The 14494-nt window shown below is 71.7% G+C and carries 7 protein-coding genes and 4 pseudogenes; 4 read left to right on the top strand and 7 right to left on the bottom strand.

Annotation, left to right across the window (positions count from 1 at the left end):
• Positions 1-43: 43 nt before the first annotated feature.
• Both BM109_RS36985 and BM109_RS36980 read left to right on the top strand, forming a co-directional pair.
• On the top strand, positions 44-2314 hold the full coding sequence (locus BM109_RS36985; RefSeq protein WP_093354508.1) for an aminotransferase class V-fold PLP-dependent enzyme: 2271 nt from the start codon (positions 44-46) through the stop codon (positions 2312-2314).
• Between the two features lie 76 nt (positions 2315-2390).
• Positions 2391-2945, top strand: a complete 555-nt coding sequence (locus BM109_RS36980; RefSeq protein WP_093354505.1) for a DsbC family protein — start codon at positions 2391-2393, stop codon at positions 2943-2945.
• Positions 2946-2949: 4 nt separating this feature from the next.
• Here BM109_RS36980 and BM109_RS36975 read toward each other — a convergent pair whose 3' ends face one another.
• Complete coding sequence (locus tag BM109_RS36975; RefSeq protein ID WP_256223028.1) at positions 2950-4392, bottom strand: serine hydrolase domain-containing protein; 1443 nt, start codon at positions 4390-4392, stop codon at positions 2950-2952.
• A gap of 80 nt (positions 4393-4472) precedes the next feature.
• Here BM109_RS36975 and BM109_RS36970 point away from each other — a divergent pair, with 80 nt between their 5' ends.
• Positions 4473-7082 carry an FtsX-like permease family protein gene (locus BM109_RS36970; RefSeq protein WP_177239558.1) on the top strand — a complete coding sequence of 870 codons (2610 nt, stop codon included), beginning with the start codon at positions 4473-4475 and terminating at the stop codon, positions 7080-7082.
• A gap of 158 nt (positions 7083-7240) precedes the next feature.
• Here the strand turns inward: BM109_RS36970 and BM109_RS36965 are convergent, their stop codons facing one another.
• The 5 genes and pseudogenes from BM109_RS36965 to BM109_RS36945 form a co-directional block, all read right to left on the bottom strand.
• Positions 7241-8863, bottom strand: coding sequence for a carboxypeptidase regulatory-like domain-containing protein (locus BM109_RS36965; protein ID WP_177239557.1), 1623 nt, complete (start codon positions 8861-8863; stop codon positions 7241-7243).
• Between the two features lie 246 nt (positions 8864-9109).
• Positions 9110-9817: an O-methyltransferase gene (locus BM109_RS36960; RefSeq protein WP_093354493.1), complete on the bottom strand. Its 708-nt coding sequence runs from the start codon at positions 9815-9817 to the stop codon at positions 9110-9112.
• Between the two features lie 50 nt (positions 9818-9867).
• Positions 9868-11019, bottom strand: a pseudogene (locus tag BM109_RS36955) (penicillin acylase family protein); the annotation flags it as partial.
• Positions 11020-11283: 264 nt separating this feature from the next.
• Positions 11284-12096: pseudogene (locus tag BM109_RS36950) on the bottom strand (penicillin acylase family protein); the annotation flags it as partial.
• 276 nt (positions 12097-12372) lie between these two features.
• A pseudogene (locus BM109_RS36945) lies at positions 12373-12936 on the bottom strand (penicillin acylase family protein); the annotation flags it as partial.
• Positions 12937-13037: 101 nt separating this feature from the next.
• On the opposite strand from BM109_RS36945, the gene BM109_RS36940 reads away from it, so the two are divergent.
• Complete coding sequence (locus BM109_RS36940; protein WP_093354490.1) at positions 13038-14108, top strand: lipocalin-like domain-containing protein; 1071 nt, start codon at positions 13038-13040, stop codon at positions 14106-14108.
• A 216-nt stretch (positions 14109-14324) separates the two neighbouring features.
• Here the strand turns inward: BM109_RS36940 and BM109_RS41720 are convergent.
• A pseudogene (locus BM109_RS41720) lies at positions 14325-14494 on the bottom strand (branched-chain amino acid ABC transporter permease); the annotation flags it as partial.

The raw sequence follows: 14494 nt of genomic DNA, 5'->3' as shown, positions 1-14494 counted from the left end.
ACAACGCAAGCCTTTTCCTGTCGCGGCTTCGCAGAATCGAGGCATGGACATCTACCTCGACGCCAACGCCACCACCCCCGTTCTGCCCCAGGCCCGCGACGCCGCGCTGGCCGCCATGGCCGGCGATTTCGGCAACCCCAGCAGCATCCACAACACCGGCCTCAAGGCCCGGGCGCTGATGGACGCGGTGCGCGAGCGCGCCCGCCGCGCGATCGGCGCGCCCACGGGGCGGCTGCTGTTCCTCAGCGGCGCGACCGAGGGCATCCAGACCGCCGTGCTGTCGGCCCTGAACGCGCTGCGCGCGCGGCGCCAGGCCGGAGAGAGCGTGCCCGAGCTGCTGCTCTACGGCGCCACCGAGCACAAGGCCGTGCCCGAGGCGCTGCGCCACTGGAACGCGCTGCTGGGCCTCGACCTCGAGGTGCTGGCGATTCCCGTGGGCCGCAACGGCCGCCACGACCTGGACTGGCTGCGCGCGCACGCGCCGCGCGCCGGCATGGTCTGCACCATGGCCGCCAACAACGAGACCGGCGTGGTCAGCGACCTCGACGGCATCGCGGCCGCGCTGGTCTGCAGCCCGGCGCTGTGGATGGTCGACAGCGTGCAGGCGCTCGGCAAGCTGCCGCTGCGCCTGGGCGAGCGACCGATCGATTACGCGCCCTTCTCGGGCCACAAGCTCTATGCGCCCAAGGGCATCGGCCTGCTCTACGTGCGCGAGGGCGCGCCGTTCACGCCGCTGATGGCCGGCGGCGGCCAGGAGAATTCGCTGCGCTCGGGCACCGAGAACATGTCGGGCATCGCCGCGCTCGGCGCGGTGCTGGCCGCGCTGGAAGAAGGCTTCACCTTCCGCCGCGCCGACGCGCTCGCGGCCTGCCGCGATCGCCTGGCCGCCGCGCTGGCCGAGGCTTTCCCGGGCCTGGTCTTCAATGCGCCGAGCGCGCTGTGCCTGCCGACCACGCTGAACTTCTCGGTGCCGGGCCTGAGCTCCAAGCTGCTGCTGGACCTGTTCGACGCGGCCGACATGCGCGTGAGCGGCGGCTCGGCCTGCGGCGCCGCCAAGGCCCGGCCCAGCTACGTGCTCGAGGCGATGGGGCTGCCCGCCTGGCAGACCGCGTCGGCGGTGCGGCTGTCCTTCGGTCCGGCCAGCGACGATGCCTTCATCGACGAGGCCTGCGCACGCATCCGCGCCTGCGGCGAGTCGCTGCGCCAGAGCTGCCTGGGCCAGGTGCCGCAGAACGAGGCGCAGCCACCCGAGCGCCTGACCCGCTTCGTGGTGGACGGCGCCTGCTGCTACCTGCTGGCCGATGACCAGAGCCGGCGCTGCGTGGTCATCGATCCGCTGCCCGAACTGAACGCGCAGTTGACCCAATGGCTGGGCTGCCACGGCTACACGCTGGCGGCCGTGCTCGACACCCACAGCCATGGCGACCATGCCTCCTCGGGGCCCGAACTGCGCGCCGCCGTGCCGGCGCGGCAGCTGGCACCGGGCGCGGTGGATGCGCTCGGCTGGCCCGAAGGCGCGACGCAGATCGCGCTCGGCGCGCTGCGCCTCACGCGGCTGGCCGTGCCGGGCCACACCGCCGACTCCACCGTCTACCTGCTGCGCGACGCCAAGGGGCTGCGCCTGGCCTTCGTCGGCGACACCGTGATGCCCGGCGCGCTGGGCCGCAGCGATTTCGCGCAAAGCCGGCCGCTGGCCTTCGGCCCGTCGCTGCTGAAGCTGCAGCGCGCCCTCAAGCCCGACACGCTGCTGCTGCCGGGCCACGACTACGACGACCGCTTCGCGAGCACGCTGGTCACCGAGCGCATGGCCCAGCCGCTGCTCGACGACGTGCTCGACGGCCACCTCGACGCGGAGGGCTTCGCGAGCGCGAAGGCGGCGCTCGAGCGCGACCTCGGGCTCACCGAGTACCGGACCATGGCCTGCGGCGCGCGGGTCGACCGCTGTGCCGGCAGCGGCACGCCCGAGCTGTCGCCCGAGGCCTCGGCCGCGCTGCTGCGCAAGCATCCGGGCCTGCTGCTGGTCGACGTGCGCGAGCCCTACGAGCAGCGGCTCGGCCAGCCCGGCGTGCTCGATGCCGCGCGACGCCAGGCCGTGCCGCTCTCGCGGCTGCTCAACGCCCTGCCCGACTGGCTGGCGCTGCCGGGCGAAACGCCGATCCTGTTCTTCTGCCGCAGCGGCAACCGCAGCGCGCAGGCGGCACACGCGCTGCGCCGCCTCGGCCATGCGCAGGCCTGGAGCCTCGCGGGCGGTCTCGCGCTGTGGCCGCGCCATGCCGCGGACGAAATGCGCACCTTGCACGACGCAGTGCATTGATGCGCACGCGGTCCGGGAACCTTCGCCGCGCGCCCGAACCGCATCCACGCTTACAACGATGTCAGGGACCGTCTCGATGAACCTCCGCCGCCGCCTTCTGCTCGCCACCTGCACCTGGAGCGCCACCGCCACCATTGGCCATGCCCAGACCCGACGCGACGATGTCACGGGCCGCTTCAAGAAGGTCGAGGGCTTCGACTTCGACAAGCTGCCGCTCCAGGACGCGATCACGCTGGTCCATGGCAACGGCAAGCGCCGCATCGCGGTGTTCTCCGATCCGCGCTGCGGCCACTGCCAGCGCGTCGACAAGGACCTGAAGGCGATCGGCAACGTCACCGTCCATGTCTTCCTCTATCCGGTGCTCGGCGAGGAATCGGTGGCCAAGGCGCGCAACATCCTGTGCAGCGCCCGACCGGCCATGAACTGGGAGCAGTGGATCGAGAAGAGCATCGACCCCGGCACGCCCGCGGGCCGCTGCGATGCCTCGGCGCTGCAGCGCAACGCGGCACTGGGCAAGCGCTACGACGTGAGCGGCACGCCCACGCTGATCTTCGGCGACGGCACGCGCGTGCCGGGCGCGATACGGACAGCGTGGATCGAGCAGTTGCTCGACGCCGCCGAGCGTCGCTGAGGCCCTAGTCCACCAGCGCGCCTTCGCGCGCCCTGCGCCCGACGACCTGCGCGCCGCCCTGCGACAGCGTCACGCCCACCACCTGCCCGCCCTCGCGCTGGAACACGACCTGCGCGCCGATCTCGCCCACCGTGAAGCGATCGGTGCCGATCGGCTTGAGCGGGTTGTAGCCACGGCCGCTCTCGCGCACCAGCAGGCGGCCGCCGCGCACGGTGAAGTCGAGCGACTTGGACTTGGTGACGCGGTACTCGCCGCGGTACTCGGCCAGTTTGTCGGCATCGACCGGCACCTCGACCGTGGGCACCGGGTAGCGGCTCTTGCCGATCGCCAGCATCACGCGCTGCAGCGGCGCGCGCGTGTTGCTGCTCAGGAGGATCATGGCCTCGCCGGTGTCGGGCGCGAGCAGCCACAGGGTGCGGTAGCCCTCGGTGACGCCCGCGTGGTAGTAGGTGCGACGAGCGCCCTCGGCGCCGCGCACCATCACCGCATAGCCGATCTCGGCGCCCTCGTAGTTGGCCAGCGGCGTGAGCAGCCGCACCGCGGCCGGCCCGAACGGACCGCTGGCGCCGGCGAGGATGGCGCGGCTGAAGACCATCATGTCGGCCGCGGTGGAACGCAGCGCGGCGATCGGCGCATAGGCCTTCATGTCGAGCAGCGACTGGCGCCGGTCGCCCGCGAAGGCCGGCGCCATGCGCGAGGCCTTGTCGCCGAGCAGGATCACGGTGTCGTTCATGCCCAGCGGCTCGGTGATGCGCGCGCGCACCAGCTCGCTCCAGGTCGTGTTGTAGCGGTCGGCCACCAGCAGGCCGACCAGCGCCATGCCGTAGTTGCTGTACGCGCCCGCGCAGGGCGGCGCGGCGCCCAGCAGCTTGATGCGCGGCAGCGCGTCGTAGAGCTCCTGGCGTTCGAAGGCGCGCATCTGCGAGGCCAGCGCCGGGCCGCCGGTCACGCCGTCGGCCATCACCGGCATGCAGCCGGTGTGGGTCACCAGCTGCCGCAGCGTGACCGAGGCCACCGCCGGCGACAGCGGCGCCTTGATCTTGCCGGCCATCAGCTGGCCCAGGTTGTCGTCGAGCTTCATGTCGCCGCGCTCCACCGCCTGCGCGAGCAGCAGGCCGGTGAAGACCTTGGTGACCGAGCCGATCTCGAACATCGGCTGCTCGGCGCTCTCGGAAGACAGCGCGCGCGGCGGCGTCGGCGGCTCGGGGTTGTAGGCCGCGCCGTAGCTGGCCTTGCCGCCGCGCAGCAGGCCCACCACCACGGTGCCGCGCTCGGCGTCGAGCGCGGTGCGCGCGATCAGGGCCGGGTCGCTCGCGAGCGAGAGCGCGGCGCCGGGCGGCGACTGCGCGGCGGCGGGGCCGGCCAGCAGCAGCGCCAGCGCCGAGGCCATGGACAGCAGCGCCAGGCGCCGGAGCGAGGCTTGGGGGCCGCGGGAGAGAAGCCGCATCGTCGATTCCTCGGGCAGGGACACAGGCCCGGATGGTGCCACGCCGCGAAGGCCTTGCCCCGCCCCGCCACAATCGCCCCATGCGTGCATTGCTCACCACCTTCTCCTGGCAGGAACTGCGCCACCATCCCTGGCGCAACGCGGCGGCGGTGCTGGCCGTGATGCTGGGCGTGGCGCTCGCGTTCTCGGTGCAGCTCATCAACGCCTCCGCGCTCGACGAGTTCTCGAGCGCGGTGCGCTCGGTCAACGGCCAGCCCGACCTCGAACTGCGCGCGCCGCAGGGCGGCTTCGACGAGGCGGTGTTCGAGACGCTGGCGCGCCATCCGCAGGTGACGCTCGCGAGCCCGGTGCTCGAGTTCCAGGCGCTCGCGCTGGTCGCCGCAACGCCCGATGGCGAGGAACGGCAGGTGCCGCTGCGCGCGATCGGCGTCGACGCGCTCGCGCTGCCCGCGATCGCGCCCGCGCTGATGCCGCAGCCCGATGCGAACGCCGAACGCTTCGCGCTGTTCGCGCCGGGGCTGGTGTTCCTCAACGCCGCCGCGCGCAGCGCGCTCGGCCTGCCCGCGCAGGCGCCGGCCGGTGCCGAGGAGAGCGTGCAGCTGCGCAGCGGCGCCGACTGGCAGCGGCTGCGCGTGGCCGGCCACGTGGCGGCCGGCGGCGGCGCGATCGCGGTGATGGACATCGCCACCGCGCAGGAACGCTTCGACCGCCTCGGCCAGCTCAGCCGCATCGACCTGCGGCTGGCCGCCGGCACCGACCGCGCGGCCTTCATCGCGGCGCTGCAGGCCACGCCCGGCTGGCCCACCGGCCTGCAGTTCGCCGAGCCCGGCGATTCGGCCGAGCGCGTGAGCAACCTCTCGCGCGCCTACCGCGTCAACCTCACGGTGCTGGCGCTGGTGGCGCTGTTCACCGGCGCCTTCCTGGTGTTCTCGGTGCTCGCGCTCAGCGTCGCCAAGCGCGCGCAGCAGTTCGCGCTGCTCGGCGTGCTGGGCCTCACGCCGCGCCAGCGGCTGCGGCTGGTGCTGGCCGAGTCGCTGGTGCTCGGGCTGATCGGCAGCGTGGCCGGGCTCGCGCTCGGCACCGCGCTGGCCGACGTCGCGCTGCGCGTGCTCGGCGGCGACCTGGGCGGCGGCTACTTCGAGGGCGTGGCGCCCACCTTGCACTGGAGCAGCGCCTCGGCCCTGCTCTACGGCGCGCTCGGCGTGGCGGCCGCGCTGGTGGGCGGCTGGTGGCCGGCGCGCGCAGCGCAGGCGCTGCCCGAGGCGCAGACGCTCAAGGGCCTGGGCGCGCCGCCCGCGCAGGGCCGCAGCCACTGGCTGGCGCTGGGCCTGATCGCGCTGGGCGTGGCGCTCGCCAACCTGCCCGCGATCCGCGGCGTGCCGGTGGCGGCCTACCTGTCGGTGGCCTGCCTGCTGGTCGGCGGCATCACCGCGCTGCCCTGGCTGATCGCGCTGCTCTACGACCGCATCGCACCGCTGCTGTCGCGCCGCGTGCTGCCGATGCTCGCGATCGAGCGCGCGCGCCGCATGCGCGGCACCGCGGCGGTGGCGGTCAGCGGCGTGGTCGCGAGCCTGAGCCTCGCGGTCGCGCTCACGGTGATGGTCGCGAGCTTCCGCGACTCGGTCACGCACTGGCTCGACATCGTGCTGCCGGCCGACCTCTACGTGCGCGCCACCTCGAGCGGGCGCGGCGGCAACAGCGGCGCCGAGAGCAGCACCGACACCGCGACCTTCGCGCCCGAGCTCGTGCAGGCGCTGTCGCGGCTGCCCGGCGTGGAACGCAGCGGCACGCTGCGCACGCGCTCGCTGCAGCTCGATACGGCGCAGCCCGCGGTGACCCTGATCTCGCGCCACCTCGAAGGCGGCGTGGCGCAGGCGCTGCCGCTGGTGGGCCGCGCGCTGCCGGTGCCCGAGGGACAGATCGGCATCTACGTGAGCGAGCCGATGGTCGAGCTCTACGGCGCCAGGCCCGGCAGCGTCTTCGCGCTGCTGTCGAACGCGCTGGCGCCCGCAGTGGGCGGCGCACCGGCCACCTTCTTCGTGGCCGGCGTGTGGCGCGACTATGCGCGGCAGTTCGGCGCCATCGCGATCGAGGCACGCGACTTCGAGCGCCTGACCGGCGATCGCGACGTCAGCGACGTCGCGCTGTGGCTCGCGCCCGGCGCCTCGGAAGGCGCGGTGCAGGAAGCGGTGCGCGCACTGGCGGCGCAACGCGGGGGTTCGGACGTGGAGATCGCATCCGTGGGGCAGATCCGCGCGGTCTCGCTGCGCATCTTCGACCGCAGCTTCGCCGTGACCTACTGGCTGCAGGCGGTGGCGATCGCGATCGGGCTGTTCGGCATCGCCGCGAGCTTCAGCGCGCAGGTGCTCGCGCGGCGCAAGGAATTCGGCCTGCTCGCGCACCTGGGCTTCACGCGCGCGCAGGTGCTCGCGGTGGTGGCCGGCGAAGGCGCCGCCTGGACCGCCATCGGCGCGGTGGCCGGACTGGGCCTGGGCCTCGCGGTGTCGGTGGTGCTGGTGAAGGTGGTCAATCCGCAAAGCTTCCACTGGACCATGGACCTGCTGCTGCCCTGGGGCCGGCTGCTCGCGCTGTGCGCGGCCGTGGTGGCCGCGGGCACCGTCACCGCGTGGATGGCGGGGCGCGCCGCGGCCGGCAAGGATGCGGTGCTGGCGGTGAAGGAAGACTGGTAGGCGCCGCTTCGCGCGGGCAAAAAAAAGCAGGCACGCGACCTGCGGATGTCCGCGGTCCCGTGCCTGCCGGCGCTTTGTCTGCGCGCCTTTTCCCCCTGCTCCCTTTTCTTTTTATCGGCTGAAGACGACCGGCTCGCGCCGGCCCTCCTTCATGCCGCTCAGTTGCAGTACTGGGCGTTCGCGTCGGTGTTGATTTCCGGCGGCTTGTTGGCCAGGAACTTCTGGACCGGCACGACCGTGGCGTTGCAGTTGTCGTCGGTGCGCAGGTCGAAGACGTGCCAGTAGCGCGTCGAATCCGTCACCTCGCCTGCCGGCGGCGAGAAGACCGACTGGGCGCCGCGGTTGCTCAGTTCCACGCGCGCGGGCGATCCGGTCTGACCTGGGTCGTAGGTGTCGGAGAAGTTGTAGACGAAGAAGCGGTAGGTGCGATTGCGCGCGAGCTTCGCGAAGGTCGTGTACTCGGGACCGAAGCTGTCCACGTCGTCCACGTCAAGGCCGATGAACGGCGCGGCCGCGAGCGAGCCCTTGTTGGCGTAGTAGACCTCTTCACCGACATTCGCGCCCATCGTGTGGGAATCGAGGTCGTAGGGCCGTTCACCCCAGGTCAGCTTGATCGACATGGCCGAGCTCGTCAGCGTGAGGCACCCACCGAGCGTGATGTCCTGGTCGCCCAGCGTCGCATTCGCCGCATTGGAGAGTTCGGCATTCTTGCTCGCCACCACGAAGGCTTCACTGCTGCGCTTGGCCGGCACCGAGAACTCGCCGTTGGCATTGGTGACGGCCGAGCCGACACCGCTGTACGACTTGCCTTCCGATGCCACGACCGCCCCGGCGACGCGTTCGCCCGCCGCGTTCTGCACGCAGCCGTTGACGCGCACCGTGTTGTAGATCTGGTCGGCATTCCAGGTCGTGAAGTGCGTGACCGTGCCTTCGTAGTACTGGTTGGGCGCGGTGCCCTGCAGGCTCGCGCTGCCCTCTTCCACCCACAGGCCCGTGGCCGTGTTGTAGAAGAACAGCGGCACCGTCGGCGGCAGCGCGGCGCTGCGCGACGACGGCGCGATGCGCACGGTGGCGCTCACGCCCTGCGCGAGCTGCAGCGGTGCGCCGTCCGCATCGACGAAGCTGGCGTCGAGCGCGCCGAAGCTCTCCATCGCCGCGGGCTCGCCGCTGGTGGCCGCGAGGTAGTTGCCGGGCATCAGGTTGACGTTGGTCGCGGGTGCGATCGGCGTGAGGCGGCCGGTGACCTGGCCGGTGGGCGTGCTGCCGTCGGCGCGGCGCAGCGCGTTGGCGGGCAGGCGCACCATGGCGGTCGAGCCCGGCACCGCGAGGTCGCGCGCGGCGCCCGGGTTGAAGGTGTCGCTGAACGCCACCGGCAGCATCGGGATGTTGATGACGGTGCTGGCCTCGGCCGGCGCGAGCGCGGCGGTCGAACGGCTCTGCGGTGCGAAGCCGTTCTTCTCGTAGCTCAGCAGCACCGAGGCGCCGTTGGTGATGCCCTCGAGCGTGTAGGAGCCATCGTCCGCGGTCGTGGCGCTGACGCCGCCGGCCGTGACCTTGACCTGCGCGATGCCGGCGCCGTCGAGCGCATTGGTCACGCGGCCCGTGACCTTCGCATCCTTGCGTGCGGGCGTGCCGGGACCGCCAGGGCCGCCCGGGTCACCGGGGTCACCGCCGTTCTGGCCGGGCGGCAGGAACCCGAAGCCCGAGCCTCCGCCCCCGCCGCCGCACGCGGCAACAGCCAATGCGACCGCCACGGCGGCCACTGCAAATTTGAATCTCATGGGTTCTCTCCCCCTCTGTAGCAACTGGTCGATGAATGCGGCTGCAATGCAGCGGCGTCGGATTCCGATGCGCGGCATCGCAGGCCATGCATCGAAGGGGACCGAGCGTATGCATCGCGCATCGCATCCAACAGTGCCAAAAGTCATGCGCATGCAACGGCCGTTGCATGCGACAAGGGGAAGTGAATACGGAAGACTTCGCGGCATGCGTGCATCGCCGCGCGCGGGCAATGCAACCCGATTGCGCTAAGCGTTCCAGTCGATCAGGCCGGTGCCGCTCCAATGGCCGAACGACGTGAGATCGAGCTTGGGCCGTGCGATGCGCCGCCAGGTCGCGACCATGTTCATCACGCGGATGTCGTCGAACACGACCAGCGCATGCGCGGGCAATCTCAGCGTGGCGAGGTTGTCGAGCATCCTCGTCTCGGTGTGGCCGTCCTTGGGTCCGTCGACGAAGACCAGGTCGGCCGCCTCGAACAGCGCGCGATGCGCCTCGATGCCGCCGGGCGCGGAGATGTCGTGCAGCACCTGGCGCACGCGCCCCTGCTCGAAATCGCCGGGCGCGAGCCAGGTCTGTTCGAAGCCGTGCCAGGGATGCAGGTCGAAGGTGGTCACGCTGCCGCCCGCGGGCAATTCCTGCGCAAGCGCGAGCGTGCCCATGCCGGTGAAGGTGCCGATCTCGACGACGCGCATCGGCTTCAGCGTGCGCACCAGCGCGGCGAGCAGGCGGTAGTGCTCGCCGGGCCAGGTGTCGAACCAGTGCGGCTCGCTCGAGGGGCGGCCATCGTAGACGCTCAGCGCGATCTCGCGCGCGGCCGAGGCGGCGCGCAGCGCGATGTCGAGCAGGCGCGCGCTGGGCCGCGCGGGCTCGTCGTCGAGGCTCGCGATGACCGAGATCTCCTTGTGGCGCGCCGGTACCTCGGCGAGTCGGCGCTGGAGTTCGTCGAAGGTCATGGTGCGGGCCCGATGCAAAAAAAGCGCAGTCTAGGCCCCGCTGCGCGGTTTCACGGCGCGGGCGTCAAACGAATCCGCTCCACCGTTTCCTTTTCCACGGCCGCGCGGCTGTAGACCAGCGGCACGTACTTGCCTTCGAGCCACAGCGGCGCGAGGTCGCGGTAGTTGGGGCTGTCGGGGTTGCCCGACTGGCCCGGCGTGTTGATGACGCGCGAGGCATCCCAGTTGCCCACGTCCAGCACCATGCGGAAGGACGCACCCGAGGTCAGCCGATAGTCGCTCGCGCGGTAGCTCGCGGCCATCGGCGTGAAGGCCGAGCCCGACATCGGCCAGTCGCCCACGTCGAGCTTCCTGCGCGTGGCCGCATCGACGATGCCGCCGAGCGGATGACGGAACTCGGCGCGGTGCAGCGCGCCCCACTTCCAGGCCGCGGGATCGGGGCCGAGCTTGTTGCTCAGTTCCTGCATGGCGGGCGCGATGGTCTGCACCAGCATCGCATCGCGCTGCGCGTTGCTGACCCAGCCGAAGGGGTTCTCGAGCAGCAGGACCATGCGCGTGTTGTCGCCCGGCAGCGCGTACTGCACGGCCGATTCGCCCGCGCCGGCCTTGAGCACGGCCTGGCGCAGCGGCTTGCTGCTCCAGACCTCGTAGAGCGCGGCGGCCGCGCTGTCGCGGTCCATGGTGCCGTCCCAGCCCTGCAGCAGCGCGAGGCCGGCCGCGGTCTGCGCATCGCTGCTGCCCAGGCCCGCGAGCAGCTTGAGCAGGCGCTGCGCCGGCGTGGCGACGATGTCGTTCTGCATGCGCTGCGAATCCTCGAGCGTGAAGCGCTGGCCCGCGGCCACCTTGCCCGCGAACAGCTCCTTCAGGCGCCGTGCGCGCGCCGCGTCGCTCCATTCGTAGCCGATGCCCTTCTTCGCGGCCGGATGCTCGCTCGGGATGTTGTTCTCGTTCGCGGTCACGACGTAGCCGCGCGCGGGATTGAACTCGGAGGGCAGCTCGTCGCCATTGCGGAAGCCCGACCACTCGTAGCGGCCGTCGCCCGGCACCGGCATCAGGCCGTCCCAGTTCGGACGGATCGGCGTGAGGCCGCCGGGGATCCAGCCGATGTTGCCGTTGCGGTCGGCATAGACCTGGTTCTCGCCGGGCGCGCCCCAGCGGTTCATGGCGGCGCGGAACTGGTCCCAGTTCTGCGCGCGCATCAGGGCCTGTTAACGCTATGCAAGGGGTCGCGTTGCCCCGCAAAGGGGCTGGATGCAAGGCGCCCGCGCGCAGCAAGGCTGGCGCCTTGCAAGCGCGGGCAACGCCGCAGACGGCCCCTTTGCGGGGCAACCCGGAGGGAAGCTCGCCAAGGCCCGCCCCTCCGCGTTGCGCTCCTTGCGTGTGCGGACGCACACGCGGCGTCACGCGCCTTGATGGGCGGGCCTTGGCGAGCTTCGCGACCCCTTGCATAGCGTTAACAGGCCCTGGTCCATCGAACCGAAGTACGGCGCCATGCCCGGCTCGAGCCAGGCCGCGCGCAGCGCATAGGCGCGGCGCTTGCCGGGCTCCGACAGCAGCACCGGCCCATGGCGCGTGAAGCTGTTGACCAGCTCGCGCGGCACGCGCTCGCCCTTGACCGCGATGCGCTCGGTCACGCGCAGCATCGGCTCCCAGCGGCCCTGGTAGCGGTACTCGTTGGGATTGCGCGGGTTGAGCTGGTAAACGTAGAGGTCCTCCTGGTCCATGTAGAAGCGCGTGAGGCCGAAGGCGATGGTGCCGTTGTGGCCGATCGACAGGCCCGGCAGGAAGGGCTCGCCGGCACCGATGGCATCCATGCCCGGCGCGCTCAGGTGCGTCATGTAGCGCAGGCTCGGCGCGCCGTGCGCGCGATGCGGATCGTTCGCGAGGATTGGCCGGCCGGTGGCGCTGAGCTTGGGCGCGATCACCCAGTTGTTGCTGCCGTAGGCGGCGGTGGGGTCACCCTGCTCGGCCTGTGCCTCGTCGCCTGCCTGCGACACCGCGAAGCTGCCGGGGCCCGCGCCCTGCTGCGGCAACGGCGTGTTGGCCTTGGTGAACTGCGGTGCCTCGGTGGCGCGCAGATAGGCCGCGCGCAGCTCGGCGGCGGGCACGGTGCAGGGATCGAGCCCGGGCGGTACGCGCGGGTTGACGGGCGGGTCGAGCTCGCGCCGCAGCCAGTCGGCCTTGATGCCGGGCCCGCCCGCGCAGTAGGCGCGCGCGCGTTCGATCTCGGACGTGAGGTTGAGCGTGAGGCCATGGTGGCGGATGCGCACCACGTCCTCGGGCGATAGGGCCTGTTAACGCCATGCAAGGGGTCGCGAAGCTCACCAGAGCCCGCCCATCAAGGCGCGTGACGACGCGTGTGCGTCCGCACACGCTAGGAGCGCAACGCCGAGGGGCGGGCTCTGGTGAGCTTCCCTCCGGGCTGCTTCGCAAAGGGGCCGTCTGCGGCGTTGCCCGCGCTTGCAAGGCGGACGCCTTGCTGCGCGCAGGCGCCTTGCACCCAGCCCCTTTGCGAAGCAGCGCGACCCCTTGCATGGCGTTAACAGGCCCTTGGTCGCGGGCTGGTAACCGAGCAGCTTGAACTCCTGCGGCAGCAGGTCGGGCTGCGCGCGCACCTGCGCCACGTAGGCATTGACGCCGGCCGTGAAAGCCTCGGCCACGCGCTTGGCGTCGGAGCCGTAGGCCAGCCACTCGCGGTACATGTCGCCGCGATAGAGCACGGCACGCGCGGCGCGGTCGCTCTCGACCCAGGCGGGACCGAAGTCCTGCGCCATCTCGCCGAGGCCGCGCTTGCGCCACAGGTCCATCTGCCAGAGCCGATCGCGCGCCGCGATGAAGCCCTGCGCGACGAAGGCGTCGTAGAGCGTGCCCGCATAGAGGTGCGGCACGCCCCAGCGGTCGACGAGCACCTCGGCCGGCTTCTCGAGGCCGGGCACGGCGAAGGACGAGGGCGCGCGCGACGGTGTACTCGTCGATTGCGGTGTTTCGGCGGGCGGTCCCGAGGCGCAGCCCGCGAGCGCGAGCAGCGCGGCCAGCGGCACAAGCCGCATGGCGAGGGAACCGGAACGGGGGGATGCGATGCGCCGCGCGACAGGGCGCGGGCTGGGCGTGCGCTTCATGGATCTCGTCTCCTTCTTTTTATGGGCCGGCCCACGGTAATCGCTTTCGCCCGCGCGCGGGTTACAACGCGTGACGAGGGCGCTTGTAGACTCGTGCGGCCATGCCACCCGCCCTCCTGTCGCGCCGCGACCTCCTGCTCGCGGCGCTCGCCGCCTCTTCAGGCCTCGCGCCCGCCTGGGCCCTGCCGCCGCGCACGCTGCAGTTCCCGCGCGACTTCGGCAGCCATCCCGAACTGCGCACCGAGTGGTGGTACATCACGGGCCATGCGCAGGCCGAGGGCGGCCGCGGCTTCGGCTTCCAGGTCACCTTCTTCCGCTCGCGCGTCGATGCCACGCAGGGCATGCGCTCGAAGTTCGCGGCGCAGCAGCTGGTGTTCGCGCACGCGGCCGTCACCGACCTCGAGGGCCGCGCGCTACGGCACGACCAGCGCATCGCGCGCGCGGGCCTCGGCGGGGCTTCGGCCAGCGAAACCGACACCGCGCTGCGTTTGCGCGACTGGTCGCTGCTGCGCGCCGCGGACGGCTACACGGCGCGCATTCCCGCCAGCGGCTTCACGCTCGAGCTGCGCTTCGCGCCCACCCAGCCGGTGCTGCTGCAGGGCCGTGCGGGCCTGTCACGCAAGGGGCCCGACGAGGCCCAGGCCAGCTACTACTACAGCGAACCGCAGCTCGCGGCACAGGGCCGCATCGTGCTCGACGGCCGGCCCTTCGCGGTGCGCGGCAAGGCCTGGCTCGACCACGAGTGGAGCGAGGCGCTGCTGCATCCCGAGGCCGTGGGCTGGGACTGGATAGGCATGAACCTCGACGACGGCGGCGCGCTCACGGCCTTCCACCTGCGCCGCGCCGACGGCAGCGCGCTGTGGTCGGGCGGTTCGTTCCGCGCGGGCGACGGCACGCTGCGCGTGTTCGGACCCGACGAAGTGCGCTTCGAGGCCGGCCGCTCCTGGAACAGCCCGCGCACGCAGGCGCGCTACCCCGTGCAATGGCGCGTGCGCACGCCCGCGGGCGAGTTCGAGGTGCGCGCGCTGCTCGACGACCAGGAGCTCGACAGCCGCGGCTCGACCGGCGGCGTGTACTGGGAAGGCCTGAGCGACCTGCTCGATGGCCAGGGCCGGCGCCTGGGGCGCGGCTACCTGGAGATGACGGGGTATGTGGCGCCTCTGAAACTCTAGAAAGCGGACAGCCGTACGCAGAGGGCGCGAAGGTTTCGCGAAGAGCGCAAAAGGAGAACCGAAAAAAGTGGGCTGCTGGAGCGCTACCGTTGCGCCCGGAAGTCCTCCCATGGGACACGACCTCCACCAAGGCGCGGCCCACATAGTTTTGGCTGTTCTTCTGCGACTTCTGCGAAACCTTCGCGCCCTCTGCGTACGGCTGTCCGATCCCGATTTCTACCGCGCCTTACGCCGATCGATGAAGGCGATGATCTCGCCCATGATTCCCTTGCGGAAGGCGAGCACGCAGATCACGAAGATCAGGCCCGTGACCATGGTCACCGACTCGCCCAGCGTGTTGAACCAGTCGATGGTGGTGATGCGCGCGAGCAGGTTGCCCAGTTCGC

Source organism: Variovorax sp. PDC80 (assembly GCF_900115375.1).
GTDB lineage: Bacteria > Pseudomonadota > Gammaproteobacteria > Burkholderiales > Burkholderiaceae_C > Variovorax.
This window is presented reverse-complemented; position numbering and strand designations above follow the sequence as displayed.